This is a genomic window from Actinomadura chokoriensis, assembly GCF_039529475.1.
In the GTDB taxonomy this organism is placed as follows: Bacteria; Actinomycetota; Actinomycetes; order Streptosporangiales; family Streptosporangiaceae; genus Spirillospora; species Spirillospora bangladeshensis.
Map to the genome: position 1 here is coordinate 109,835 of NZ_BAAAMW010000023.1, position 25,160 is coordinate 134,994.

Consider the following 25,160-nt stretch of genomic DNA (forward strand, 5'->3'; position numbering starts at 1 on the left):
GTCCCCTACCGAATCCGTTACCGGGCCCCTACCGGGCGCGCGCCCGGCGTTCGCGAAGCAGCGGGATCTGGCCGCCAGCGGCGACCAGGTCCCGCTGCCGTGCCGACAGGCGGTGCCGCGCCCGGTACGTCTCGTCCTTGGTGACATTGCGGACGTCGATCTCGTTCCCGGCCTTCAACGCCTCCCGGACGTTCTCGACGCGCAGCACGTCGCCCCGCTCGACGCGGTCGTAGTCGGCCCCGTCGGCGAATTCGAGGGGCAGGATCCCGAAGTTGACGAGGTTCTGCCAGTGGATCCGCGCGTACCCGCGGGCCAGGACGAGCCGCAGCCCGAGGTGGCGGGGCGCGATGGCCGCGTGCTCGCGGGACGAGCCCTGCCCGTAGTTGCGCCCGCCGACGACGGCGTGCGGCCCGGCCTCCCGGGCCCGCTCCGGGTAGCCCTCGTCGAGCTGGACGAAGGTGAAGTCGGCGAGCCGGGCGATGTCGCTGCGGAACGGCAGGGCCCGCGCGCCCGCCTGCAGGATCTCGTCGGTCGACACGTCGTCGCCGACCTTGATGGCGACGGGGATCTCGAACTCGTCCGGGAGCGGGTCCAGTTCGGGCAGGACGCCGATGCTGGGCGCCTTGTCCAGTTCGACCTGCCGCGCCTCGTCTTCGGGCGGCGGGCCTTCGAGCATCGCGATGTTGACGCTGGACTTCTCCGGCAGCCGGACGGCGGGCGGGTCCATGTCGAGGTCGCGCGGGTCGGTGATCCGGCCGGTGAGGGCGGCGGCAGCGGCGGTCTCGGGCGAGCACAGCCAGACCCGGTCGTCCCTGGTGCCGGAGCGGCCGGGGAAGTTGCGCGGGACGGTCCGCAGGCTGTTGCGGCCGATCGCGGGCGCCTGCCCCATGCCGATGCAGCCCATGCAGCCGGTCTGGTGGATGCGGGCGCCGGCCTGGACGAGGTCGGCGGTCGCGCCCATCCGGGTCAGGTCGACGAGGATCTGCCGGGACGTCGGGTTCACGTCCAGCGACACCCGCGGATGCACCTGGCGGCCCTTCACGATCGCCGCGACCGACGCGAAGTCGCGCAGGCCCGGGTTCGCCGACGACCCGACGACGACCTGGTGGACCTCCTCCCCCACCGCCTCCCGCACCGGGACGACGTCGCCGGGCGAGCTGGGCCGGGCGATCAGCGGCTCCAGTCCCGACAGGTCGATCTCGTCGGTGACGTCGTAGGACGCGTCCGGGTCGGCGGCGATCTCGGTGAAGTCGTCCTCGCGCCCCTCGGCGCGCAGGAACTCCAGGACCCGCTCGTCCGACGGGAACACCGTCGTCGTCGCGCCGAGCTCGGCGCCCATGTTGGCGATGACGTGCCGGTCCATCGCGGTGAGCGCCGCGATGCCGGGACCGTGGTACTCGATGATCCGGTTGACGCCGCCGCGCACGCCGTGCCGCCGCAGCATCTCCAGGATCACGTCCTTGGCGCTCAGCCAGGGCGGCAGCTCGCCGGTCAGCCGGACGCCCCAGATCTCCGGCATCGTCACGTGCAGCGGCTCCCCGGCCATCGCCATCGCGACCTCCAGTCCGCCGACGCCGATCGCGAGCATGCCGAGCGAGCCCGCCGCGCACGTGTGGGAGTCGGAGCCGACCATCGTCGCGCCGGGCACCCCGAACCGCTGCATGTGCGTGGGGTGCGACACCCCGTTGCCGGGCTTGGAGTACCAGAGCCCGTACCGGCGGGCGGCGGACCGCAGGAAGATGTGGTCGGCCATGTTGCGCTCGTCGGCCTGCAGGAGGTTGTGGTCGACGTACTGGACGGACACGTCCGTCTTGACCCGGTCGAGGTCGAGCGCCTCCAGCTCCAGCATCACCATCGTGCCGGTCGCGTCCTGGGTGAGCGTCTGGTCGACATGGACCCCGATCTCGGTGCCGGGCTCCATCTCACCGCTCACCAGGTGCGACGCGATCAGTTTGCGGGCGACGTTGCGGCCCCCCGTGCCGTCGGCCATGCTCCTCAGCTCCTCCGGTCGTCGTCGTGGGCGGGGACGGTCCCGGTCCGGCGCGGCTCGTGGACGCCCCGGTCGGCGGGCTGCCCGCACCAGTGGTTCAGCGCGTCGCGGATCTCGGCGGCGCGCCGGTCGGGCGCGGTCTCGTCGGTGGCCCACGCGATGTACCCGTCCGGGCGCACCAGTGCGGTCGTGCGGGTCGCGCGGCCCGCCAGGGCGCAGTGCACGCGGCCCGCCCACCGCTTGGTCGCCAGGTAGGTGACCGCCGGGTCGTTCGCGGCGGTGACCAGCACGAACATCCCGTCGCCGAGCAACTCGCACAGCCGCGCCGGGGTGCCGGCGAGCGGGGCGTCCGGGGCGCGCCGCCCGGTCAGGCGGTGCGCTCCGCGCGGCGCCGGATAGGCGATGTCGATGCCGGAGACGGCGCCCGCGAGCCGCCGCGCGACCGGCCGGCAGTGGGTCGCGGCCCATGCCGCGGCGCCGCGCGCCGCGCGCAGCCAGCGCGGCTCGGCGAGCGCGAACCGCAGCAGCGCGCCGCTGCCCCGCAGCACCTGCCGCCCGACCGGGTGCCGTTCCTCGTGGTAGCTGTCGAGCAGCCACGACGGCGCCCAGCCCCACAGTTCGGCGGCGAGCTTCCAGCCGAGGTTCGCCGCGTCCTGGATGCCGGTGTTCATGCCCTGCCCGCCTGCCGGGGAGTGGACGTGCGCGGCGTCCCCGGCGAGGAACACCCGTCCCGTCCGGTACTGGGGGACCTGGCGCTCGTCGCTGTGGAAGCGGGACGTCCAGCGCGGGTCGCGCATGCCGTGGTCGGTGCCGAGCGCGCGGCGGACCACGTCCCGCAGCTCGGCCATGTCGACGGGCTCGGAGTCGGCGGCCTGATGCCGCCGGTTCCAGGCGATCACCCGGTACCAGCCGTCGCCGAACGGCGCGATGAACGCGAAGGCGTCGCCGACCGCGCCCACCGACAGGGCGTCCCCTGGCACCTCGTCCAGGCGGACGTCGGCGAGCATCACCGACCGCACCGCCGCGCGGCCGGGGAACGGCAGCCCGAGTTCCCGCCGCACGGTGCTGCGGACGCCGTCGGCGCCCACCACGTAGGAGGCCCGGCGCGTGCCGGTCTCGCCGCCGGCCGTCCGCACGTCGACGTTCACGCCCGCCGCGTCCTGGCGCAGCGCGACGGCCTCGGCGCCGTGCACGATCTCCGCCCCGGCGGCGAGCGCCCGCTCCTTCAGGACGCGTTCCGTCTCGTACTGCGGCGTGACCAGGACGAACGGGAAGCGCCCCGGCAGCCGGGAGAGGTCGAGCGCGGTCGAGCCGAGCAGCCGCAGCGCACCGACCCGCCGCCCGGTGGCGATCAGCTCGTCGGCGATGCCGCGCGCGTCCAGCACCTCCAGGGTGCGGGCGTGCACGGCGAACGCCCGCGTGAGGGTGCTCGTCTCGGCGGCGCGGCGTTCCAGCACCGTGCAGCCGATGCCCGCCGCGGCCAGGTCCCCCGCCAGCAGCAGCCCCGTCGGGCCCGCACCCACGATCAGCACGTTCCCGGTGGGCCTCCCGGTGGGCGCCATCACGCTCCCCTCTCACCCGGGGGCCGCCGACCCGGCCCCCGCCCAGGGAACACTTCCCAGGAACCGGGCGTCCTCACGCCGCCGGGAGGCCCGATGCGGCAAGGGTTCTCAGCCCTGCACGCGGCTCTCCCGCCCGGCCCATTCCCGCTCCCGGAGCTGGAACTTCTGGATCTTCCCGGTGGACGTCTTCGGCAGCTCCGCCACGAACTCGACGGAGTCGGGGGCCTTGTACCGGGCGAGGCTCGCCCGGACGTGCTCGACCAGCTCCGTCCCCGTCACGGCGTGCCCGTCGCGGAGCACGACGAACGCCTTCGGGCGCTCCCCCCACTTCTCGTCCGGCACGGCGACGACGGCGACCTCCAAAACGGCCGGATGCGAGTCGATGGCCCGCTCGACCTCGACCGTCGAGATGTTCTCGCCGCCGGAGATGATGATGTCCTTGGACCGGTCGCGCAGTTCGACGTAGCCGTCCGGGTGGCGGACGCCGAGGTCGCCGGAGTGGAACCAGCCGCCCCGGAACGCCGCCGCGGTCGCCTCCTCGTCCCGGTGGTAGCCCTTCATGACGTTATTGCCGCGCATGACGATCTCGCCGAGCGTCTCCCCGTCGGCCGGGACGTCGTTCATGTCGTCGTCGACGACGCGCAGCCCGTCGGTCTGGACCATGCCGACGCCCTGCCGGGCCAGCAGCCGGGCCCGGTCGCCGGCGGCCAGGTCCGGCCAGCCGGGCTGCGGCTCGCACACCGAGTACGGCCCGTAGGTCTCGGTCAGCCCGTACACGTGCACGATGCTCGCGCCGAGCCGCTCCATCTGCCCGATGATCGTCGGGCTGGGCGGCGCGCCCGCCGTCGTCACCGTCAGCGGGCGCTCCAGCGGGCGCGCCTCCGGCGCGTTCGCGATCGTCACCAGCACGGTCGGCGCGCCGTTCAGGTGCGTGACGCCCTCGGTGCCGATGAGCCGCCACACCTCCGCGGCGACGACGGCGCGCAGGCACACCTGCGTCCCGCCGACCGCGGCGAGCGCCCACGGCGTGCACCAGCCGTTGCAGTGGAACATCGGCAGCGTCCACAGGTAGACGCTCTCGGGGGTGTGCCGCGAGTGCAGGACCTCGCCGAGCGCGTTCAGGTAGGCGCCGCGGTGCGTGTAGACGACGCCCTTGGGACGTCCCGTGGTGCCGGACGTGTAGTTGATCGAGATGGCGGCGTTCTCGTCCGGGACGTCCCAGGGCAGCGGGTCGTCCGAGCCGCGGGCCAGGAGCTCGCCGTAGGCGACGCCGCCCACGGCCGGGTCGGGAGCGGCGCCGGCCGCCGGGACCGTGGCGACCTGCGGCAGGCCGTCCGCGATCGGCGCGATGGACGGATGCAGGCCCGCGTCGACGACGAGCGCCTTCGCCCCCGAATGGTCGAGGATGTACCGGATCTCCTCCGGGGCGAGCCGCGTGTTGATCGCGACCAGGACGGCGCCCGCCAGCGGCACCGCGAAATGGGCCGCGAGCAGCTCGGGGATGTTCGGCGCCAGGTAGGCGACGCGGTCGCCGGGCCCGATCCCGGAAGCCCGCAACGCGTTCGCGAGCCGCGTCACCTCTTCCGCTAACTCCGCGTAGGTGGCGCGGCGGTCTCCGTAGGTGTACGCGGTCTTGCCGGGGAACACCTCCGCCGACCGGCTGAGGAACGCGAGAGGAGTGAGCGGCGTGTAGCCCGGGCCGTTGTCCATCGGGAGCCTCCGGTGCCATCGGATGCGGCCTGCGGTCTCAAGGATCCCACGCGCTCCCACCCCGGCATGGAGTCCACGCGGGTCCATGCCGCACCCTTGGTACAAGATCGCGACAAGGAGGGCGAGCATGACCGTATCCCGGCTCCGCGACATCCCGGGGATCGGCGTGGACGAGATCGGCGACGCCGCCGACGCCGCGTCCGACCCGGAGTTCCTGCGGCTGGAGAACCTCGACACCGACGTCCGGCCCCCGGCGGCCGCGCTCGCCGCGACCCGCGCCGCCGTGGACGACGACGCCGCCAACAGCTACCTGCCGTTCCAGGGGCACCGCGGCCTGCTGGAGGCCGCCGCCGCGCACGTCGGGCGGATCGCCGGGCGCGCCTACGACCCCGGCACCGAATGCGTGAGCGTCGCGGGCGGCCTGAACGGGATCACGAACACGCTCCTCGCCACCGTCGAGCCCGGCGACGAGGTCGTGCTGTGCGACCCGATCTACGCCGGGCTGGTCAACCGCGTCCGCCTGGCCGGCGGCGTGCCCCGCTTCGTCCCGTGCTCGCCCACGCCCGCCGGGTGGACCGTCGACCCGCGGGCGATCGCCGACGCGATCGGCCCCCGCACGGCCGCCGTGCTGATGATGGGGCCCGCGATGCCGACCGGGCTCGTCCTGGACGGGACGCACTGGACGGCCATGGCCGACGCCCTGGACCGGCACGACACATGGCTGATCTACGACGCGGCCATGGAGCGCATCCGCTTCGACGGACGCCCGCCGGACCACCCCGCGCGGATCCCCGGCCTGGCGGACCGGACGATCACGGTCGGGTCGGCGTCCAAGGAGCTGCGGCTCATCGGCTGGCGGGTCGGCTGGGTCGCCGGACCCGCCGCGATCCTGCACGACGTCCGCCTCGTCGGGCTGACCAACGTCGTCTGCCAGGTCGGCATCGCCCAGCGGGCGGTGGCGGACGCCCTCGCCGCCCCGGACGCCGACGCGGACGTGGCCGCCGCCACCGCGATCTGGCGGGAGCGGTGCGAGGCGATCCTCCGGCAGCTGTCGGACCTGCCGGTCGTCCGGCCGGACGGCGGCTGGTCGCTGCTGCTCGACTGCCGGCCGCTCGGCCTGTCCCCCGCCGGCCTGTCGCGGCGGCTGTTCGACCGGGCCAAGGTCGCGGCGACGCCGATGGACGGCTGGGGGCCGTCCGGGGCGCACTACCTGCGGCTCGTCTTCGCCAACGAGCCCGTCGAACGGCTCGGCGACCTCGCCGAGCGGTTCCGCCGCGCGCTCTAGCCCTGCGCGTTGCGGGTCAGGATGGAGACGGCCTTCACGGTCGTGTAGCCGCGCCATTCCAGTTCGGCGGCGGGCGAGTAGCTGGCGAAGTCGACGCGCCATCCGCCGTCGTCCTGCTGCTGTTCGTCGAGGCGCAGCAGTTCGGCGTGCACGACGTCGTCCTTGATGAGGTCGCGTGCCGGACGCCCTGGGTAGGGGGCGAAGTCCAGGGGCCGCATCATCTCGTCCTCCAGTCCGCCTTGGACGTGCACGAGCCCGTTCTCAGGGATGTGCCCGCCGAGCAGACGGAGGGTCTCGCCGTCCTCGATGGCGTCGGCCAACCAGACGGCGAACGAGAGTTCCAGTGCGTGGAGCTCGTCCTTCTCCCGGATGGCGTCGAGGCAGTAGCGCGTCGCGCGGTCGAGCCAGGGGTGCCCGGCGACGGCCTCGTCATGGACGGCGACGCGGTGCGCCATGGCCGCGACGACGGCGGTGATCTGCAGCGAGGACGTCTGCGTGTCGGCGTCCGCCCAGAACGGGGCGCATCCGGCCGGATCGGGCACGGGCAGCGCGAACGGGATGCCGCCGTCCGGGAGGGACACGGACTCCAGCCAGTCGCAGAGCGCGACGGCCTCGGGTGCGGTGAAGGGTGCCAGTTCCTCGAAGACCTCGAACGCGTGCAGGGCGGGGCCCGTCTGGCTCGTCCGCGACCGCAGGTCGGGTTCGAGGCCGTGCCCGTAACCGCCGTCGGGATTGCGGTAGGCGTTCAGGGCGGCCAGCAGGGCGTCCTTGTCTCCCTCGCCGATCAGCAGCTCGAAGCGGCGCCGATCCAGCGGGCGCGCGTGCATGGCCATGAAGTCGGATGCCTTGTCGATGTCCATGACTCCAGCCTGACCGCCGTCCGCGCACCCGTCTTGCAGGTTTCGGCCATCACCAGGTAAGGACCAGTTCCCGCGGGCTCCGGTGGATCAGGCTCGGCAGCATCTCCACCGGCCCTTCGAGGCGCAGGCCCGGCAGCTCGCGGATCAGCGTCTCCAGCGTGATGCGGACCTGCTCGCGGGCCAGCTGGGCACCGGGACACGCGTGCACCCCGTGCCCGAACGCCAGATGCCGGGCGGGCCTCCGGGTGATGTCGAACTCGTCGGGACGCTCATGGGCGCCGGGGTCGCGTCCGGCCGCACCGAACGCGACGAAGACCTCGGCGCCCTCGGGCAGCTCGGTCCCGGCCAGCGTCACCGGGCGGGTGGTGACCCGCCGGAAGCCCTGGATCGCCGTGTCGTACCGCGCGGCCTCCTCCACGGCCGCCGGGACCAGCTCGGGGCGCTCGCACAGCAGCTCCCACTGCTCCCGGTTCCGCAGCAGGTGCAGGACGGCCGTGCCGATCAGCGCCGTCGTCGTGAGATGCCCGGCGAGCACCAGGTTCTGGAGGTTGGAGATGAGCGTGCCGTGCGGCTCGATCGCGCGGACCATCTCGCCGCACAGATCGTCCTCGTCGGCGCGGCTCCGCACGTGGGCTTCCAGGGTCCGCTTCATGCCCGCGACCGCGGTGGCCGCCGCGACCTGCTCCTCGGTCGCCATCCGCCGGAACACGAGGTCCTCGGCCCGGTAGCCGCCCTCGATCAGGGCGGGCACGTCCGCCGGGTCGAGGCCGAGGAGGTGCCCGATGACCTCCCCCGGCAGGACGCGCGCGTACCGCCCCATCAGCTCGACGCGGTGGTCGCCGGCGAACGAGGCGACCAGTTCCCCGGCCCTCGCGGTGATGAACGGGACGGCGGCCGCGACCCGCTTGGGCGACAGCCCGCGGCTCAGCGGCTCGCGCACCCGCCGGTGCTCGTCGCCGTCGGCGGTGATCACGACGGGCCGGCCCGCGGGCAGCGGCCGCAGCACCTCGACCGCCTCCGGGCCGGGCACCACGTCCGGTTTCAGCGCGTTCGCGGACGAGAACGCCTCCGGATCCCGCAGGACCGTCCGCGCGTCGGCGTGCCGGGCGACGAGCCAGGCGCCCAGCTCGGGGACGAAGGCCAGCCCCGGGGTCTCGCGCGCCCGGGTGTAGTGGGGGTAGGGGTCGCTCCGGTCGAAGTGCACGATCGTCCCTCCACTCGGGTGACCAGCCCAACGTAGCGGCCGGAAAAGGGAATGCGCCCCGGGGACGGCGCGGCCTAGCCTGGCCGCATGGACGTGAGTTTCGAGCGGACGGGCGAGCGCCGGTACGCGACCGTCGTCACCCTGCCCGGACGGCACCCGCGCCGCATGGACCCCGCGCCCGGCTACGACGACCACATTCCGCACGACCTCGTCCACTACCTGACCGAGGCGGAACTGGGCCTGGCGTCCGGGGTGTTCGGACGCGCGGCGGCCGGCGGCGGCGGCTTCACCGAGACGGTCGAGACGCCCGGCGATCCGCGCCGGCGGGCGCGGGCGCAGCGCAGGGCGAAGAAGCGCGAGACGTTCCTGAGCGCGGCCGACCGCGGCGACATGGCCAGGTCCGAGCATCTGGCGAGCCTGTGCGACATCGCCTGGCGGCGCCGCGCGGGCGCCTCGGCACCCGAATGGGCGCGCCGCACGCAGATCCCGCCCGAGGACGCGGCGGCGGTGGACCGCGTCCTGGACCGCCTGGACGAGGTCGCGCCGCTCTGGCATGCGCTTCCGGTCGGCGGCGCGCTCACCTTCACCTGGCCGGGTTCCGAGGTCGTCCGCTAGCCCTCCCGGAGGGCGCTAGCCCTCCCGGAGGGCGAGGCCGAGCGTCCGGAACTGCTCGACCGGGCGGTGGTAGCCGCGCTCGATGTGGTGGACGCCCCGCAGGGTGGACGGGCCTTCGGCGACCGCCGCCGCCAGCACCGCCGAGAACCCGGCCCGGATGTCGGGCATGGTCACGTCCCCGCCCCGGAGCTTCGTCACGCCCCGCACGACGGCCGAGTGCAGCGCCGCCGTGTCGTGGTACCGGCACGCCGGACCGCCGAGGCACGTGTCGTACACCTCTATCTCGGCGCCCATGCTCTGCAGCGCGGGCACGTACGCGAGCCGGTTCTCGTACACGGTCTCGTGCAGCACCGACATGCCCTCGGCCTGCGTGAACAGCACCATCAGAGGCGTCTGCCAGTCCGTCGCGAACCCCGGGTGCGTGTCGGTCTGCACCGCCGCGGGATGCAGCCCGTCCGGCGCCGACGCCATGATCCAGTCGTCGGTGATCTCGAACTCCGCGCCCATCCGGGTCAGCGTCGTGATCGCGGTGACGAGCCGGTCCTGCGGGCACCCGTGCACCCGGACCTCGCCCCTGGTCACCAGGCCCGCGACCAGGTAGGAGAACGCCTCGATGCGGTCGCCGTCCAGCCGGGTCTGCGCGCCGCTCAGCCGCTCGACGCCCTCGACCACGATCCGCCGGTCGGGCGCGAAGGAGATGCGCGCGCCCATCCGCTGCAGGAACAGCGCCAGCTCGACGATCTCCGGTTCCATCGCCGCGTTGCGGATGACGGTCTTGCCCTTCGCCCGCACCGCCGCCAGCAGGACGGTCTCGGTCGCCCCGACGCTCGGGTACGGCAGCTCGATGCGCGCCCCCACCAGCCGCGACGCCCGCGCGTGGATGCCGTCGGCCGCATAGGTCATCTCGGCGCCGAACGCCCGCAGCGCGTCCACGTGGAAGTCGACCGGCCGCCTGCCGATCGGGTCGCCCCCGACCAGCGGCACGAACGCCTCGCCCGCCAGATGCAGCAGCGGCCCCAGCATCAGGATGGGGATGCGGTTCAGGCCGGTGAACGCCTTGCCGACGCTCGGGTCGGCCACCGGCCCCGGCACGACCGTCACCTCGCCGCCGGACCGCTCCACCGTCGTCCCGACGTGCTCCAGCATGCCCGCCGTGATGCCGACCTCGCCGACGTCCGGAGCGTTGCCGATGGTGCTCGGCCCGTCCCCCAGCATCGCCGCGACCATGTGCTTGCTGACCGCGTTCTTCGCCCCCCGCACGGTGACGTCCCCGCGCAGCGGCCCGGACGGCTCGATCCGCCAAAGCTTCTCAGTCACCCGTGCAGCCTACGGCGTCCCCGCCACGCACCCGCCAAAATCACCGCAACCCCGGCACACGCTCCCGGGCGGACGACCTCCGCCCAGACGCAGGTCTCCGCCTCCCCGCCCCCCGCCATCGCCGACCTCCACCCGGACGCGTTCGTGCCCAGCTCCGCTCGTGATCAGCTGCGCGTCCTCCCCGTCGATGCCCTCCAATTCCAGAGCACTCTGAGCGGCGGGGCAGACGAGGACAGCTGTGCATCGAAGTGATTAGCGCGACGGTGGGGCGGCGGGAATCGATCGGCTCGTGGTGCGTGGGGTTCGTCGCCATGTTGATCTAGGGGATTGTGGTTTCGCGCTCTCTGGTCGGGGGCGCGGGAGACTCCGACGATGGCGGCACCCACCCCCGTCCCAGGAGTTCAGATGCGCCTGAGGATCAGACAGGGGATCTGGGCCGCCGTCGCGGCCGCAGCTCTCGCCACGACCTCGCTGTCCGTCGTCCACGCCGCCGTCCCGCCGCCGACCACCGCCCCGCTCGCCAAGTACGACATCAGCGCCACCTACGTCAGCGGGGTGTCGTCCGGCGGATTCATGGCCAACCAGCTCCACGTCGCCTACTCGTCCTTGTTCCAGGGCACCGGAATCTTCTCCGCCGGCGCCTACGACTGCGCGCAGAACAGCCTGAGCACCGCGCTCAACGCCTGCATGGCGACCTACCTGCCCCGCAAGACGCCCGCCCAGCTCGAACAGCTGACCCGCGACCGCGCCTCGGCCGGGACCGTCGACCCGGTCGCCAACCTGTCGGGCGACCCGGTGTGGCTGTACCACGGCACGTCCGACACCACCGTCGCAGAGGACGTCAACGACGACCTGGCCACCTACTACCGCGATCTGGGCGCCGACGTCGTCTACGACCACGGTTCCGCCGCCGGGCACGCCTGGGTCAGCCCGATCGGCCCCGGCTCGTGCTCGGTCACCCAGTCGCCCTGGATCAACAACTGCGGCGGCGACCCCGTCGGGGACATGCTGGCCCACCTGTTCGGCGCGGTGCAGCCGGCCGCGTCGTCCCTGTCCGGGAAGCTGATCCAGTTCGACCAGAACGACTACGTGCCCGGCGGGAACGCCACCTCGGTCAGCATGGGCAACGAAGGGTTCGCCTACGTCCCGCAGGTTTGCGAGCAGTCGTCCTGCAAGCTGATGGTCGCGCTGCACGGGTGCTACCAGTACTACGGCAACATCGGGAACACCTTCATGGACAAGGCGTACCTCAACGAGTACGCCGACACCAACGCCATGATCGTCCTGTATCCGCAGGCGACCGCATCGGGGCTGAGCAACCCGCGCGGCTGCTGGGACTGGTGGGGCTACCAGTCCGCCACGTATCCGCTCAAGACCGGCCCGCAGATGACGGCCGTCGTGAACATGGTCGAGGCGATGAGCGGCGGCACCACCACCACGCCGCCGACCACGACGCCCCCGACCTCACCCACGCCCACGCCGACCCCGACGGCGACGTGTGTGACCGCCTCCAACTACGCGCACACCACCGCCGGACGAGCGCACCAGTCCATGGGCTACACCTACGCCAACGGCTCCGACCAGAACCTGGGGCTGTGGAACCTCTACACCACCAGCACCATCAAGGAGACCAGCCCCGGTTACTGGGTGAAGTGCTGATCCGATCAATTGAGGGGCCTTGCCCTCCGCCTGGAGCGGCGGGCAAGGTCCTTGGTCGTCCCGCTAACGGCGCACCTTGTAGCTCAGGTGCAGTACCCGCTCGCCCTGGATGACGACGTGGGGATCCTCCAGTAGGTGCTGGCCATCGATACTGCCGAAGTAGCGTTTGCCCGACCCGAACACCACAGGCGCGACGTCGATCGCCACCTCGTCCACGAGGCCGGCCGCGAGGATCTGGCCGCCCACCTCGCCCGCATTAACGCTGACGACCCGCTCCCCCGCGAGCTTCTGGGCCTGGTCGATCGCGGCCGCCACAGTGTCGGCGAAATGGTACGACGCTTCGGGGTGCCAGCCCTCGGGCTTGGGCCGGTGGGACACCACGACCACGTGGTCGCCCGCGGGCGGCCGTCCCTCCCAGCCGTTCACCAGGTCGAACAGGGTGCGGCCCATCACGATCACGCCGACTGCGTCCCATTGCGAGCGGACGTACTCCGCCGACGCGCGCGAGACCCGGAAGCCGACGCCTTTTCCGGAATGGTCGAACTCCGGTTCGTCGCTGGCGGTGATCGGGGTGTCCCCGCCGAAGTACCAGTCGTGGAGCGGCCCGACGTCGTCGTTCTCATCCGCGATGAAGCCGTCCACCGACATGACGCTGTGCATGATCACCGTGCCCATGGGTTCTCCCTGGAGTCGCCTCGTCTTTCCGGCCCCGATCCTGCCGCCGCCGGATGTGCGGAGGCATGTAAGAAATCAATCGGCGGGCATCGGGCCGTCGTCCGGCGGGAACCCGGGCTCGGCGGGGAACCGGCGCCGCAGGGCCAGGTACTCCGTCGGGGTGTGGCCGGTGAAGTCCTTGAACTCCCTGCTGAAGTGGGCCCGGTCGAAGTAGCCCGCCGTGTGCGCGAGGTCCGACCAGTCGACCGGACGCAGGGCGTCCACGGACAGGATCAGCCGGGCGAAGCGGTAGATCCGCGCCACCCGCTTCGGTGTGACTCCGACATGCGCCTTGAACAGCGTCGCCAGGTGGTTGCCGCTCACCCCGGCGGCATCGGCCAGCGCACGGACCGGGACGGCGCCGCAGGACGTCTCCAACCGCCCGCCCGTGTGCCGCACCAGATCCAGACCGCCCGGCGGCGCGTCCGCGAGTCGCGATCTGAGCTCCGCCTCCAGCGCTCGCAGGGCCTCGGCGGCCGATGCGAACTCGCCGACCCGGTTGCGGATGCGGTCCACGGACCGCCGCCAGACGGCGTCGACCGGCACCCACCGGTTCCGCAGCTCGTCCACCGGCATGCCGACGAACGGTGACATTCCCCAGGGCTTGAAGTGCACTCCGACGAGCCGCACTCGTGCCGGGTACTCGTAGAGGAAACGTCTCGTCCAGACACCCATGAACCACCCATCGGCGAGGTCCGCGGGCGGCACGGAAGGGTCGGAGTCCCACACGCGGACGGGGTCGCCGAGGTTGAGGAACAGGTGCGCCGACGGCATCGGCGGGACGTTCATGCGGCGGTGGCGCGGTACTCCGGTCAGGCAGTAGATGTCGTCGATGAACCGGTCGAGCGGCGGTGCGGGCACCCGGCCGACGTATTCCATGGACTCAGTGTGGCCGACCGGGGTGTCGTTCGTCGTCCGGCCCGTGCGAGCCCCCTGGACGCGCACTATCTGTGGGGACGGGGCCAGCGCGTCTCGGGCTCGGCGCGCAGTACCGGCCTGAACGATGCCGAGTGATCGTGGCCGTCCGCGCAGGTCCGGTGCGTCTCGGCGAGGAACGCCCGCGGCGGGACGCCGGTGAGCCGGACACATTCGCGCGTGAGGTGCGGCTGGTCGGCGTAGCCGGCGCGTCTCGCGAGCAGACCGAGCCCGCCGGTCGTCGGCGCGCGGCCATGGGCGATCGCCTGCTGGACGAGCGCGAGGAAGCCCTGGAAGCGCAGCATCCGGTGCAGCGCCTTCGGCGCGAGCCCCACCGCCGTCCGGCAGCGGCGCCGCAATTGCGTCTCGGAGATGTGCAGGGACGCACTCAGCGACTTCACGTCCGTTGTCCGCCACGGCATGAGACCGTGCACCGCCTCGGACACGAGCAGGTCCGGCGGCATGCCGTCGCCGGCACGCCTATGCACATGGAGTTGCAGGGCGGCGAGCGCCTCCCCGGGCGAAGCCGCCGCTCCGATCGCCTCGCCGAGCGCTGCGGCGGAGCGGCCCCACAGCTCCTCGGCGTCGAGGACGAGCCCCGCCATCTCCGACACGGGCCGTCCCGCGACCGCGGGGAAGGCGCCCGGCAGGAACCTCACGCCGACCACGGCGGTGCCCGGCTCGAGCACCTCGGCCCGCGGCTCGGTGAGCGGGCCGACCACCTGCGGCGCCGATCCGACCTTGCAGACGAGCTCGACGGCGCCGTTGGGGACGTGCCGGTGGACGTAGGGTGCGGCATCGCGTCCGACCCGCTGCACCCAGACCGCGGACGCGAGCCCGCGCAGCGCCGGGACGGGCGGACGCTCGACATGGCTCTGCCCGCCGGCGGCAGGCGCGGAGAACGCATCGCCGGTCACGCGCCCCAGTGTGCCCGCGCCCGGTGACCCGCCGCGAGAAGGACGCCCGGTTTGTTCAAGAACGCGCGGCGGTCCCGGCCCTACGGTTCAGCCATGTTCAGCAATACGCCCCCGTGCTCGACGGGACCATCAGCACTCGACACACGGCAGGACTTCGTACCGACAGTCAGCACGGCCCATGCTCGCCACCGCATGCCAAGGCGTGCTCGCGGGCACCACGACATCGACGCTCGGCACCAGCGCACGGGAGACGTCCGATGAGCGCGACCATCCAGGGCGAGCTCTGGAGCAGTGACCCGCAGGCGTGGGCCGAGGTCGCGGAGGGCCGCATCCGTCCGCTGTACGAGCGTGTGCTCGGCCGCCTTCGTCCTCTCCCCGGGGCTCGGCTCCTCGACGCGGGCTGCGGGTCGGGCCTGTTCGCCGAGCTGGCGGCCCAGGCCGGCGCGGACGTCACCGGGCTGGACGCGGCCCCGGGCCTCATCGAGTACGCGCGCCGCGTGCGTCCGGCAGCGGACTACATCGTCGGGGACCTCGGGCAGATGCCGTTCGAGGACGGCTCCTTCGCCGTCGTCACCGCGTTCAACTCCGCGCTCTACGCCGCCGACCCGCGCCACGCGCTCACCGAGATCGCGCGCGTGACGGCCCCCTCCGGCCGTGCGGTCGTGACGGTGGGCGCCGGTCCCGAACAGGCCGAGAGCGCGGCACTGATCAACCCGCTGGCCCCTCGCAGCGACGTGCCCGACCTCAGCACCCTCGACCTCTCCGACACGGACGCGACTCGCGGCGCGCTGCTCGAAGCCGGTTTCGCATCCGTGGCGACGGCCGACATCACCTTCGACGTCGTCTTCGAGGACGAGGACGACGCGGTCGCCGCCCAACTGCCCGCCGGCCCGGTCATGGCGGCCGTCCGGCATTCCGGCCGCGCGACCGTCGAAGCGGCGCTGCGGTCCTTCTTCGCACCGCGAACACGAGCCGACGGAACCGTCCGCATGGGCCTCCTCTTCCGCTGCCATTTCGCGGAACGAGCACACTGACCGAGGAACCCGGCCCAACGCGGTAGTGGGTCGCGACGCCCGGCCGCTGGGGCAATGCCGTGGAGGCGGCGCAGCGGTGTGTGCGCGTCATAGGTCGCTGCCCCGAGTCACAGCCGTCCGCCGCCTCCAACGTCCTCGACATCGACGACCTGAACGCGGCGGAGGAAGGCGCCCTGCTCGCCGGCGCCGAACTCGCGGAGCACCAGCCGGGCGGCCTCCGATTCCGCTTGGGGCCAGTGCGATGCCACGGCCGGGGACGAGACGGTTCCTAGATGCCCGCACGTTCCGAAACAGCCGCGACAAGCCGAGGACGGAGGGTGTCCAGTACCTCTCCGTGGTCGCTCTACACTCCTGCGCGATCGCCTGAATGAGCCTCGTAGTTGCCGCATTCCGCCGTGATCTCGGCCGCCGACTGCGCCGCGGCGAAGAAGTCGTCGGCCAGCGGCGAGGTGCGCGATGCCGCCATCGCGAGGCACACCTGGTCGGGCGCGAGTTCCGGGATGGGCACGTAGCTGATGTCCGGACGTGAGTAGAACACCGTCTCCGAACGTCCCACGAACGAGATGCCGCGACCGGCCGCGACGTGCTCGAGCTTCTCCTCCACGCCGCGCGCCCGGAGCCCGGAGTCGGGGTGCGGGCGCCGGGTGGGGTGCGTGCTCGGGCCGGCATGCCAGACCAGCGGCTCACCGGCCACGTCGGCCTCGGTGACCTCCTCCTTGCCGGCCAGGCGGTGGCCTGCGGGCAGCACCGCCATGAGCGGCTCGGTGTACAGCGGGATCACGCGCAGGCCGGTCTCGTCGATCGGCAGCCGCACATAGCCGACGTCGATGCGGCCGTCGAGCAGCATCGCGGCCTGGTCGTCCCATTCGATCCGCTGGACGTCCACGACCACGTCCGGATGCCGGGCCTCGAACGCCCGGGCCGCCGGGATGACCGGGATGCCGGTCCGGAAGCCGACCGCCAGCCGCCGGCCGCCGCGAGCGGCCACGGCCACCCGGCGGCGGACCGCGTCCGCGGAGGCGAGCAGCGGACCGGCGTCGGCCAGCAGTTGCCGGCCGGCGTCGGTCAGCGCCACCCCGTGGCGGTCCCTGGTGAACAGCGAGGCGCCGAGGTCCTTTTCCAGCGCGCGGATCTGCCGGCTGAGCGCCGGCTGCGCGATATGAAGCTCTTCGGCGGCGCGGCCGAAGTGCAGCCTGTCGGCGAGAGCGAGGAAGTAGCGCAGTTTGCGCAGATCCAGGTCCATGGAACCTCCCGGCCCGGTGATGCCTCCAGGGTATCACCACGGCTAAAAGAAGTCTTGGACACCCGCTCAGGCCAATGGCTACTTTAAGAGTTGCCTAATGAGGCCGAAGCGAATTCGACGCAAGAATTCGGCGGCCAACTCCAGAAAGCAGGCCCATCAATGAGCACCGTCAGCATTATCGGCCTGGGCGCCATGGCCCGCGCTCTGGCCACCAGGGCGCTCGCCGGCGGCAACGCCGTCGAGATCATCGGCCGCAACGCGGCCAAGGCCGAGGAAGTGGCCGCCGCGCTCGGCGGCGCCACGGTCGGGACCGCCGGCACCGCCCCGGCCGGGGACATCGTGATCCTCGCCGTACCGTACGCCAGCGCCGCGGCGGTGGTCGGCGAGTACGGGGACGCGCTGCACGGCAAGGTCATCATCGACATCACCAACTCCTTCTCCGCCGATTTCAAGGGCCTTGTCACCCCCGTCGGCAGTTCCGCCACGCAGGAGATCGCCAAGGCCGCCCCCGCCGGCGCGCATGTCGTCAAGGCGTTCAACACCCTGTTCGCCACCGTCCTGGGCGCCGACCCGGCCGATGGACGCCGATTGGACGTGTTCATCGCGGGCGACGACGCGCAGGCGAAGACACGCGTATCGGAGTTCATCGAGAGCCTGGGAATGCGCCCATTGGACACCGGGCAACTGCCAATGGCGCAGGCGCTGGAGAACGCCGGCCTACTGATGATGGGCCTCTTCGCCCACTCCGTCAAGCACACCGACTTCTCCTTCGGCGTCAGCATTCTCAGGTGAGCGCGCCCGCACCACCACTTCTCGCACCACATCATTGACAAGGAGCAGTAACGTGCGCGTTTTCGTCGCCGGCGGGACCGGCCATTCCGGTTCGTACATCATTCCCGAGCTCATCGCCGCCGGGCACGAGGTCACCGGCCTGGCCCGGTCGGACACGGCTGCGGCGACACTGTCCGCGCTCGGCGCGAAGGTGCGTCGCGGCGACCTCGAGGATCTCGACGGGCTCAAGGAGGCGGCCGCCGATTCCGACGGCGTCGTCCACGTCGCGCACAGGCAGGAACTGCTTCCGTCCGGCGGGATCGACGCCGTGGCCGCCGCGGAACTCCCGATCATGCTCGCGTACGGGGAGGCACTCGCGGGAACCGGGAAGCCGCTGGTCGCGGCGGGGAGCATCGGCTCGACCGGGAACCTGGGCCGGCCGGCCACCGAGGAGGACCCGGCCCTTCCCGCCCGCGACGAGCACAAGGGCACCCTGCGGATTCGCAACGACGTGGAGACCACCGTAGTCGGCCTGGCCGAGCGGGGAGTGCGGTCCTCGGTCGTGCGGATAGCCAACATCGCGCACAGCACGACCGATCCCGCCGGCTTCCTCGTGCAGCTGATCGCGCTCGCGAAGGAGAAGGGCTTCATCGGCTACCCCGGAGACGGCGCGAACGTGTGGAACGCCGTGCACATCCGCGATGTCGCCTCCCTGTTCCGCTTGGCGCTGGAAAAGGGGCCGGCCGGCAGATACTGGCACGCGGTCGGGGACGGGGCCATCCCGTTCCGCGAGATCGCCGAGGCCCTCGGCAGCCGCCTGGGCCTGCCCATCGTGAGCGTTCCCGCGGACGTACTGATGGTGCCGGGCTACTTCGGGTTCCTCGCGAACATCGTCACGCAGAGCTACCCGGCGTCCAACCTCATCACCCGCCGGACTCTCGGCTGGGAACCCGCCCAGCCCGGCCTGCTCGCCGATCTGGACAACGGCCACTACTTCCCCGCCGGCTGACGGCAGGGACCCGACTCACAACCAGCCCGCGCAATAGCAAGGACACGGCTCCCCTGAAGGACGCGAAGAATATGACAACTGTGGGATTCATCGGAAGCGGACACATCGGCAGTACGATCGCGCGGCTCGCCATCGAGGCCGGGCACCAGGTCGTGCTCAGCAACTCGCGCGGTCCCGGAACGCTCGCGGGCACGCTCGCGGAACTCGGGCCGCGGGCGTCCGCGGCGACGAGCGCGGAGGCCGCGGCGGCCGGTGACATCGTCGTGGTCTCGGTGCCGGTCAATGCGTTCCCCGACCTGCCCGCGGCGCCACTGGCCGGGAAGACGGTCATCGACACCTGCAACTACGGCCCCGAGCGCGACGGGCACATCCCCGAGCTCGACAGCGGGTCGCTCACTTCGAGCGAGTTGCTGCTGCGGTACATCCCGGACGCCTCGGTCGTGAAAGCGTTCAACAACATCTTCTACAAGCACCTGCTGTCGCTCGCCCGCCCGGCGAAAGCGGCCGACCGCTCGTCCCTGCCGATCGCCGGGGACTCCGTGCCCGCCAAGGCCGCGGTGACCGAGTTCATCGCATCCATCGGGTACGGCGTCGTGGACGCGGGACCGCTGGCGGACGGCTGGAGGCAGGCGACGGGCACCCCGGTCTGGGGCACCCCGTACGGGCCGTTCTCGAACGAGGAGGGCGAGCCGGTCGACGAGCACGCCATCCGCGCAGCACTGGCCGACGCGACCCGGTAACCGCAAGTCGGCGCGGCCCGCGGTAGGCCCCGGAGTCTCGCTGCCCTGCCCGTCAGGCGGGCGCGGGCTCCGGCGCCTCAGCACCCCGGGTCGGCAGGTGTTCGGCGCGGGCTCGCCGGCGAAGCGGTCGGAGAGGAAGGCCAGGACGTCGTTGTTGCGGACGAGCGTCTCCAGCGCGTGCTCGCCGATCGCGTCCCGGACGGTCTGGACCGTCGCGCCCTTCGAGCACCACGCCTTCACGAGGGCGTTCGCCTGCCCGACAGGGACGATCTCGTCGGTGTTCGCGTGGTAGTCGACACCGGTGCGGCGGGCGCGGCCACGCCCATGGTGTTCGTCTTCAGCCGGTGGCTTGGGCGCCGCCGGAGTAGCCGTTCAGCGCCCACGGGCCGACGCCGCCGGTGCCGAGGTTCTTCACCGTGCGGATGCCGTCGAGGACGGCGTGGCCGGCCTGCGTGGCGACCGTCAGTTCGGCCCGGTCGTGGGAGTCGTCGGTGCGGTAGGAGATCTGCCAGGCGTCGGTGGTGTCGGCGAGGTTCCCGGCCTTCGGGACGATCGTGCCTTCGGGACGATCGTGCGGGTCGCGACGATCCGGCCGGGCGCGTAGGTCCCGATGTCGGCGGCGTCGCGGAGGGAATGCGCTCCGCTGATGATCACGCCTCGGTGGCCGCGCCGGTGCAGATGTGTGGGTTGGCACCGACGCGACCATGATCCCGGCCTGCGCCGAGCGGTCCAATGGTGGCGCACGGCAGGTTGCATGACCGTTGCGGCCCCCTGACCGGCTCGCACCGGCCGCCCGGCACCCTATCCTCTGGTCCATGATCACTCCGGATTGGGAGCGGCGGATCGCCGAGCTGTGGACCGCGTTCGACGACCTCGAGCCCGCGGACTTCCTCGCGAAGGTCGAGGCGCTGACCGGCGAGCTGCCGCCCGGCGACGCGGTCGCCGAGTACGAGCTGGCGTCCGCGCACGACTCGATCGGCAACGAGGCGGAGGCCGCCGTCCACTACCGGCGGGCGTTCGACGCGGGGCTGGACGGGACGCGCCGGCGGGAGGCGACCATCCAGTACGCCAGCACCCTGCGCAACCTCGGCCGGGCCGAGGAGAGCGTCGCCCTGCTGACCGCCGAGCGCGACGCCCGCTCCGACGGCCTCGACGACGCGGTGACCGCGTTCCTGGCCCTCGCGCTCACCGACCTCGGCCGGGAGCGGGAGGCGGCGGCGCTCGCCCTCGGCGCGCTCTCCCGCCACCTCCCCCAGTACAACCGCTCGCTCGCCAACTACGCGAAGGCCCTGATGAAGGACGCTTCCGGCAGCTAGCGGACGGGCCGGGCGAGCGCCGTCACGCCTTCGCCCGGACGTCCCGGCAGGCCCGCGCCAGCAACCGGTCCGGGTCGTCCGCATACCCCCACGCCCGGGTGGGGGCGCTGGTGCGGGCCACCGGGCCGAGATGGCGCCGGGCCCGGTCGTGGTCCCCGGCCCGGTAGAACACCGCGCCGAAGAAGTGGTGGGCCTCCAGGTCCCGGGGATGCCGCCGGTCCGCGGCCAACCACCGGTCGGCGGCCTCCGCCAGGGCGCCGTGCACCGAGGGCCGGGCCAGGTAGCCGTTCAGGTCGTCCCAGGAACCGATCTCCAGGCCGATCTCCAGGTGCGCCGCCGCGAGCACCGCGGTGACCGGGTCGCCGGGCTCCGCCGCGGCGACGGCCGTCTCGGCGAAGTCCAGCACCTCGGCGTCGGAACCCCACCATTTCTTGCAGAGAGCTTGAGAACGGGAGACGTAGCCCGAGTAGAGGGACGGGTCCCGGTCGGTGAGCTCCTGCCAGATGCGGTCCAGTTCGTCCCGCCCGAGCTGCATGCCGATGCCGTGCCACTGGAGCTTGTCCCAGGGGACGGGGTCCGCGGGCAGCAGTTCGGCGGCGCGGTAGAGCGGGGGCCCGGCCAGGGCCAGCAGCCGCCAGAACCGGCCGAACTGCTCCGCTTCGACGTACTCGGCGCGGTAGGCGCTCCGCGCTTTCCATGCCTCGTCGATGCGGGTCGAGCCGAGCCACAGGCACAGGTCCGGGTCGGCGGGGTCGTCCGCGGACAGCTCCGCCAGCCGCGCGCTCTGCCCGAGCGCGGCCTTGGCGAGAACCTCCAGGCGGAGGCTGCGGGCCTCGGCGTCGTCGCGGGTGGCGGCCAGCAGGTGCAGACCCGCGCGCACGTCTCCGCTCCGCACCTTCGGCAGCGCCGCCGCGAGTGCCGCGTCCTGCCAGGCGGGGCCGCGCCGCCGCGCCCTGATCCTGGCGGGCAGCCCGACGACGGCCGCCACCACACCGGTCCTCGCCTGATCACTCACCGGGTCGTCCGGCTCGGCCGCCGGCGCCGCGCCGCCGCGGGGCGGGACGCGGTCGGCGGGATGCTCCGGGATGCGCACGACCACTTCAGCAGGCGCGTACCGATCGATGTCGGCGACCGCGTCCCTGCCGCCGCGCCACAGGTCGGGCTCGACGCCGACGGTCATGGCGTCCAGGCCGATCAGGACGCGCACGCCGTCCGGCCGGGCCAGGACGGCGGCGCACTCGTCGTAGCGGATGGTGGCCATCGTCGGGCCGGTCAGCGCGGTGACCCCGTCCCTGCCGACGATCAGCGCGAGCTGGGCCTCGTCCGGACGCGTGTGGACGCGGCCGTCGACCGCGACCACGGAGGACACCGAGGCCCGGGCGAAGCGCGCGCCCTGCGGCTGCTCGCCGTGCGGGAGCATCAGCAGCGCCGTGTCCAGCACGGTGCGGCCGACCTCCTGGACGTCCTCCGGCGCCACCTCGTCGAGCGCGTCGAGGGCCTCGTCCGCCGAACGGATCGGAAACCCCATCAGCTCCGCCAGGCAGAAGCGCATCGGCTGTGCCGCGCGCGCCTCCTCGGACCCGAGGCGGGTGCGCCGCGCCGCCACCACTTCGGCCAGTTCGGCCGCGTCCACCGGCTCCGCGGCCATGCGTTCGATCTCCCCGCGGAACCGCTCCGCCAGCTCCGGACGCGCCTCCGCGAGCCCGTCGGCGAACGCGAGGATCTCCTCGGTGCCGCCGGAACGGGGCGACATCTCCACTCTCGTGGTGTAGCTCAGCGCGTTCTCGCGCCGCAGCACGCGGTGGAGGCGGCGGTCGAGGATGTCGCCGTAGAATCCGGCGGCGGCGGTGCTCGGCACGATGCCGGTCAGCGCGACCCCGTTGACGGCGGCGTTGAAATACGCGGGCGTCCGCGGCAGGGCGCTGCTCGGTTCCGGCAGCGGCCTGCGCTCGCCCTCGGGGAGCGGCAGGGTGAGCCCTTCCGGCGGTGGCCCGCCGACGAGCGCGAGCGCCGCGTTGTTCCTGGTGAACCAGCGCGCCGTCCACTCCCGGACATCGTCGGCGGTGAAAGAGGCGAGACCGTGCTCCGCATAGCCGGACAATCCGTAGGTCGCGGCCCCGTAACGCCACAGCAGCAGTTGTCCGGCCGGGCCGATGTCGCGTCCCTCGGCCTCGGTTCGCAGGATGTTCTTCTCCGCTTCGAGGCGTTCCATGGGAAGCGCCGCGAGCGATTCGCACACCGCCTTCAGGAATGTCGCCACCTGCGCAGGCTCGCCGTGCGTGACGAACATGGCGGTGGAGTCGTCCACGGCGCCGTTGTGGTGATAGTCGGCATCACCGACGGCATGCAGCACCAGGTGCTCCACTAAATGGGTGAGGCCGGCTCCCGCCAGGGTCTCGTCGGCCCGCCCCACACGGAACATGAGCACCGCCCAATAGTCGTCGTCGCCGGGCGGCCCCTCGCCCCAGAACACGGGAACGCCGTCGACGACGGTCTGCGTCACGTCCAAATGATCTCCCCCTCCAGGCCGCAAGATCGTACAATTCGCGGGTGCCCAAGAAGGTGACATATCGGTATCAGGTTCCATTTGCCGTGTCCCGGCGTTCGTATCTGGCGCCCATCGGGCTGCCGGTCCTGCTCCTCCTGCTCACCGTGCTTTTCTGGGCAACGCACCACGCGCTGCTCACCGCGAGCACGGTCGACGCCGTCCGGCCGGGAAGCGTGCCCGGCGAGACCCGCGCGGTCCTGTGGGTGGACGAGGGTCTGCGCTACCGGGTCCATGTCGTGGCGTCGGTTGACGACCCCGGCTCCTGCACGCTGGCCGGCCGGAAGGGCGCCTATCCGGTCACCTTGGACCGCGCACGGCACGGCGGCGACTCCGCGGAGATCAAGGGCTACCGGTGGGTCGGAGCGTTCCGCGCGCCCGCCACCGACTACGTCGCGGTGACCTGCGAGCGGTCCAGCGAGGCGCTCCGCATCAAGGTGGACGCGCCCGGGGCGGGCCTGCTGGTGACGCTGCTGGTGCTCTGGCCGGTGGTCCTCCTCTGGGCTGTGGTGAAGCTTTGGCGGACCCGGCGGCAGAGCAGCCGGCGACTGCTCACCCGGCGCCCGCCCGATCGCCCGGCGCGCGCGGCACGGGCCGCCCTCGCCGCCGGTGACCGAGCCCAGACCACGGTGTACTTCCGCAATGGCACCTTCGTCCCCGCCGGGACACGCGAGCCGGACCCAGCGGCTGCCTTCGCCACGGAGCGCCTCAGGGCCCCGCGTGACCCGGCCGACTTCCGGACCGTCCCCGCCGACGACGACGGCCGGTTGGTCACCTTCCCCGACCTGACCGTGTACCTGTCCCCCGACGAGATCAAGCACGACTCCCCGGCCGACCTCGGCCGGCAGGCCCTCGCGAAGATCCGCCTGGACGCCCGCACACCCGAGATCGCCCGCATCCGCCCGGCGGAGGACCTCACCGCCCGCCGCTGACCTACGCGAGGACGCCCACTCCCGGCCGCGTCGTCGCACGTCATCGCGGAACCGACGCCGCGTGCCCCCCGGCCGCGTTACGCCCCGGCGCCCGCGGCGCGCGTCCTGACCGGCCGGACGAGCGCTTCCGAAAGCCGTCCGGGCTCGGCCGGCGAGTCAGTCTCCGGAGATTCCCCAGAATGCGATCTGTACAGGCTCTTCCCACCGGTCATAGAGCACAGTGCAGCGTCCTTGACCGCGCCGTTCGGGTTCCAGCCCGCTGGCCTCCGGGTCCGATCAGCCGCCCGTCCAGCTCGAGGAGGCCGCCGACCGAGGACCGCGTTTCGTCCATCAGGCACCCGGAACTCGTCAATGGTGCTCGGTCGTGGCCAGTCCGCCGGACATCCCGGACTGACCACGGCGTCGCGGAACTCCCTCTGACGCAGTGCTGACAGAGCAGCCATAATGTCGGACTGAAGTGGGACGGTGTACATCCATGCATCGGCGCCCACCAGGGCCCGCCTTTAGCTTTTCCGCGTTCTTCAGCCCAAGCATGGTACGGAGCACCGACACGCTGAGCCGCCGCTACGGTAGACGACGCAGGCGTCGCCCGCCGCCAGGGCAGCAATGATCAGGAAATGCGACTGCCGAGCCATTCGCGTGCGGCCCATGAAATGAGAAAGGGCCCCGCCGTGTCGGCGGGGCCCTTCCTGCACTATATGTCCGGCGGCGTCCTACTCTCCCACACAGTCTCCCATGCAGTACCATCGGCGCTGAAGGGCTTAACTTCCGGGTTCGGGATGGGACCGGGTGTTTCCCCTTCGCCAAAACCACCGAACGCCT

Annotated in this window: 22 protein-coding genes, 1 rRNA gene and 1 pseudogene; 9 read left to right on the forward strand and 15 right to left on the reverse strand. The window is 72.4% G+C overall.

Annotation, left to right across the window (positions count from 1 at the left end; translation table 11 throughout):
* Positions 1-28: 28 nt before the first annotated feature.
* The 3 genes from ABFX46_RS34725 to ABFX46_RS34735 form a co-directional block, all read right to left on the reverse strand.
* On the reverse strand, positions 29-1,990 hold the full coding sequence (locus tag ABFX46_RS34725) for an aconitate hydratase (RefSeq protein ID WP_346048177.1): 1,962 nt from the start codon (positions 1,988-1,990) through the stop codon (positions 29-31).
* Positions 1,991-1,995: 5 nt separating this feature from the next.
* A complete protein-coding gene (locus tag ABFX46_RS34730) occupies positions 1,996-3,552 on the reverse strand; it encodes an FAD-dependent monooxygenase (RefSeq protein ID WP_346048178.1) in 1,557 nt (518 codons plus the stop codon).
* A gap of 108 nt (positions 3,553-3,660) precedes the next feature.
* A complete protein-coding gene (locus ABFX46_RS34735; RefSeq protein ID WP_346048179.1) occupies positions 3,661-5,262 on the reverse strand; it encodes an acyl--CoA ligase family protein in 1,602 nt (533 codons plus the stop codon).
* Between the two features lie 127 nt (positions 5,263-5,389).
* Between ABFX46_RS34735 and ABFX46_RS34740 the strand changes: the two genes are divergently transcribed.
* A complete protein-coding gene (locus ABFX46_RS34740) occupies positions 5,390-6,547 on the forward strand; it encodes a pyridoxal phosphate-dependent aminotransferase (RefSeq protein ID WP_346048180.1) in 1,158 nt (385 codons plus the stop codon).
* Here the strand turns inward: ABFX46_RS34740 and ABFX46_RS34745 are convergent.
* Together ABFX46_RS34745 and ABFX46_RS34750 are read right to left on the reverse strand one after the other, a co-directional pair.
* Positions 6,544-7,407, reverse strand: a complete 864-nt coding sequence (locus ABFX46_RS34745; protein ID WP_346048181.1) for a hypothetical protein — start codon at positions 7,405-7,407, stop codon at positions 6,544-6,546. The genes ABFX46_RS34740 and ABFX46_RS34745 overlap by 4 nt on opposite strands.
* Before the next feature lie 49 nt (positions 7,408-7,456).
* On the reverse strand, positions 7,457-8,611 hold the full coding sequence (locus ABFX46_RS34750) for a cytochrome P450 (RefSeq protein WP_346048182.1): 1,155 nt from the start codon (positions 8,609-8,611) through the stop codon (positions 7,457-7,459).
* Between the two features lie 87 nt (positions 8,612-8,698).
* Here ABFX46_RS34750 and ABFX46_RS34755 point away from each other — a divergent pair, with 87 nt between their 5' ends.
* Positions 8,699-9,226 (forward strand): hypothetical protein, encoded by a 528-nt coding sequence (locus ABFX46_RS34755; RefSeq protein ID WP_346048183.1) that lies wholly within the window; start codon positions 8,699-8,701, stop codon positions 9,224-9,226.
* A 15-nt stretch (positions 9,227-9,241) separates the two neighbouring features.
* Here the strand turns inward: ABFX46_RS34755 and murA are convergent, their stop codons facing one another.
* Positions 9,242-10,543 (reverse strand): UDP-N-acetylglucosamine 1-carboxyvinyltransferase, encoded by a 1,302-nt coding sequence (gene murA, locus ABFX46_RS34760; RefSeq protein ID WP_346048184.1) that lies wholly within the window; start codon positions 10,541-10,543, stop codon positions 9,242-9,244.
* Positions 10,544-10,948: 405 nt separating this feature from the next.
* Between murA and ABFX46_RS34765 the strand changes: the two genes are divergently transcribed.
* Complete coding sequence (locus ABFX46_RS34765; RefSeq protein ID WP_346048185.1) at positions 10,949-12,202, forward strand: extracellular catalytic domain type 2 short-chain-length polyhydroxyalkanoate depolymerase; 1,254 nt, start codon at positions 10,949-10,951, stop codon at positions 12,200-12,202.
* Positions 12,203-12,265: 63 nt separating this feature from the next.
* Here ABFX46_RS34765 and ABFX46_RS34770 read toward each other — a convergent pair whose 3' ends face one another.
* From ABFX46_RS34770 to ABFX46_RS34780, 3 genes are all read right to left on the reverse strand, one after another.
* Positions 12,266-12,877 (reverse strand): dihydrofolate reductase family protein, encoded by a 612-nt coding sequence (locus tag ABFX46_RS34770; protein ID WP_346048186.1) that lies wholly within the window; start codon positions 12,875-12,877, stop codon positions 12,266-12,268.
* A gap of 75 nt (positions 12,878-12,952) precedes the next feature.
* Positions 12,953-13,795, reverse strand: a complete 843-nt coding sequence (locus ABFX46_RS34775; protein WP_346048187.1) for an AraC family transcriptional regulator — start codon at positions 13,793-13,795, stop codon at positions 12,953-12,955.
* Positions 13,796-13,860: 65 nt separating this feature from the next.
* Positions 13,861-14,748 (reverse strand): DUF6597 domain-containing transcriptional factor, encoded by an 888-nt coding sequence (locus ABFX46_RS34780; protein WP_346048188.1) that lies wholly within the window; start codon positions 14,746-14,748, stop codon positions 13,861-13,863.
* 257 nt (positions 14,749-15,005) lie between these two features.
* Here ABFX46_RS34780 and ABFX46_RS34785 point away from each other — a divergent pair, with 257 nt between their 5' ends.
* Positions 15,006-15,782, forward strand: coding sequence for a class I SAM-dependent methyltransferase (locus ABFX46_RS34785; RefSeq protein ID WP_346048189.1), 777 nt, complete (start codon positions 15,006-15,008; stop codon positions 15,780-15,782).
* 107 nt (positions 15,783-15,889) lie between these two features.
* Here ABFX46_RS34785 and ABFX46_RS34790 read toward each other — a convergent pair whose 3' ends face one another.
* A complete protein-coding gene (locus ABFX46_RS34790) occupies positions 15,890-16,030 on the reverse strand; it encodes a hypothetical protein (RefSeq protein ID WP_346048190.1) in 141 nt (46 codons plus the stop codon).
* A gap of 95 nt (positions 16,031-16,125) precedes the next feature.
* Positions 16,126-17,025: a LysR family transcriptional regulator gene (locus ABFX46_RS34795; RefSeq protein WP_346048191.1), complete on the reverse strand. Its 900-nt coding sequence runs from the start codon at positions 17,023-17,025 to the stop codon at positions 16,126-16,128.
* 90 nt (positions 17,026-17,115) lie between these two features.
* Here ABFX46_RS34795 and ABFX46_RS34800 point away from each other — a divergent pair, with 90 nt between their 5' ends.
* From ABFX46_RS34800 to ABFX46_RS34810, 3 genes are all read left to right on the forward strand, one after another.
* Complete coding sequence (locus tag ABFX46_RS34800; protein ID WP_346048192.1) at positions 17,116-17,817, forward strand: NADPH-dependent F420 reductase; 702 nt, start codon at positions 17,116-17,118, stop codon at positions 17,815-17,817.
* Between the two features lie 52 nt (positions 17,818-17,869).
* Positions 17,870-18,805, forward strand: coding sequence for an SDR family oxidoreductase (locus ABFX46_RS34805; protein ID WP_346048193.1), 936 nt, complete (start codon positions 17,870-17,872; stop codon positions 18,803-18,805).
* A gap of 71 nt (positions 18,806-18,876) precedes the next feature.
* On the forward strand, positions 18,877-19,545 hold the full coding sequence (locus tag ABFX46_RS34810) for an NADPH-dependent F420 reductase (RefSeq protein WP_346048194.1): 669 nt from the start codon (positions 18,877-18,879) through the stop codon (positions 19,543-19,545).
* Between the two features lie 165 nt (positions 19,546-19,710).
* On the opposite strand, the pseudogene ABFX46_RS43635 reads toward ABFX46_RS34810, so the two are convergent.
* Positions 19,711-19,785, reverse strand: a pseudogene (locus ABFX46_RS43635) (hypothetical protein); the annotation flags it as partial.
* Between the two features lie 97 nt (positions 19,786-19,882).
* Positions 19,883-20,239, reverse strand: a complete 357-nt coding sequence (locus ABFX46_RS34820; protein WP_346048196.1) for a hypothetical protein — start codon at positions 20,237-20,239, stop codon at positions 19,883-19,885.
* A 121-nt stretch (positions 20,240-20,360) separates the two neighbouring features.
* On the opposite strand from ABFX46_RS34820, the gene ABFX46_RS34825 reads away from it, so the two are divergent.
* On the forward strand, positions 20,361-20,861 hold the full coding sequence (locus tag ABFX46_RS34825) for a tetratricopeptide repeat protein (RefSeq protein ID WP_346048197.1): 501 nt from the start codon (positions 20,361-20,363) through the stop codon (positions 20,859-20,861).
* 22 nt (positions 20,862-20,883) lie between these two features.
* On the opposite strand, the gene ABFX46_RS34830 is transcribed toward ABFX46_RS34825, so the two are convergent.
* Positions 20,884-23,364 (reverse strand): hypothetical protein, encoded by a 2,481-nt coding sequence (locus tag ABFX46_RS34830; RefSeq protein WP_346048198.1) that lies wholly within the window; start codon positions 23,362-23,364, stop codon positions 20,884-20,886.
* Positions 23,365-23,453: 89 nt separating this feature from the next.
* Here ABFX46_RS34830 and ABFX46_RS34835 point away from each other — a divergent pair, with 89 nt between their 5' ends.
* The gene (locus tag ABFX46_RS34835) at positions 23,454-24,338 is read left to right on the forward strand and encodes a hypothetical protein (protein WP_346048199.1); all 885 of its coding nucleotides are present in this window, start codon (positions 23,454-23,456) and stop codon (positions 24,336-24,338) included.
* Positions 24,339-25,038: 700 nt separating this feature from the next.
* On the opposite strand, the gene rrf is transcribed toward ABFX46_RS34835, so the two are convergent.
* Positions 25,039-25,155 (reverse strand): 5S ribosomal RNA (gene rrf, locus ABFX46_RS34840).
* Positions 25,156-25,160 lie beyond the last annotated feature (5 nt).

What these genes read in the sequence shown, in the direction of transcription:
- ABFX46_RS34725 (WP_346048177.1), bottom strand. Translation starts at nt 1,990, where the DNA reads ATGGCCGACGGCACGGGGGGCCGCAACGTCGCCCGCAAACTGATCGCG.
- ABFX46_RS34730 (WP_346048178.1), bottom strand. Translation starts at nt 3,552, where the DNA reads ATGGCGCCCACCGGGAGGCCCACCGGGAACGTGCTGATCGTGGGTGCG.
- ABFX46_RS34735 (WP_346048179.1), bottom strand. Translation starts at nt 5,262, where the DNA reads ATGGACAACGGCCCGGGCTACACGCCGCTCACTCCTCTCGCGTTCCTC.
- ABFX46_RS34740 (WP_346048180.1), top strand. Translation starts at nt 5,390, where the DNA reads ATGACCGTATCCCGGCTCCGCGACATCCCGGGGATCGGCGTGGACGAG.
- ABFX46_RS34745 (WP_346048181.1), bottom strand. Translation starts at nt 7,407, where the DNA reads ATGGACATCGACAAGGCATCCGACTTCATGGCCATGCACGCGCGCCCG.
- ABFX46_RS34755 (WP_346048183.1), top strand. Translation starts at nt 8,699, where the DNA reads ATGGACGTGAGTTTCGAGCGGACGGGCGAGCGCCGGTACGCGACCGTC.
- ABFX46_RS34765 (WP_346048185.1), top strand. Translation starts at nt 10,949, where the DNA reads ATGCGCCTGAGGATCAGACAGGGGATCTGGGCCGCCGTCGCGGCCGCA.
- ABFX46_RS34770 (WP_346048186.1), bottom strand. Translation starts at nt 12,877, where the DNA reads ATGGGCACGGTGATCATGCACAGCGTCATGTCGGTGGACGGCTTCATC.
- ABFX46_RS34775 (WP_346048187.1), bottom strand. Translation starts at nt 13,795, where the DNA reads ATGGAATACGTCGGCCGGGTGCCCGCACCGCCGCTCGACCGGTTCATC.
- ABFX46_RS34785 (WP_346048189.1), top strand. Translation starts at nt 15,006, where the DNA reads ATGAGCGCGACCATCCAGGGCGAGCTCTGGAGCAGTGACCCGCAGGCG.
- ABFX46_RS34795 (WP_346048191.1), bottom strand. Translation starts at nt 17,025, where the DNA reads ATGGACCTGGATCTGCGCAAACTGCGCTACTTCCTCGCTCTCGCCGAC.
- ABFX46_RS34810 (WP_346048194.1), top strand. Translation starts at nt 18,877, where the DNA reads ATGACAACTGTGGGATTCATCGGAAGCGGACACATCGGCAGTACGATC.
- ABFX46_RS34825 (WP_346048197.1), top strand. Translation starts at nt 20,361, where the DNA reads ATGATCACTCCGGATTGGGAGCGGCGGATCGCCGAGCTGTGGACCGCG.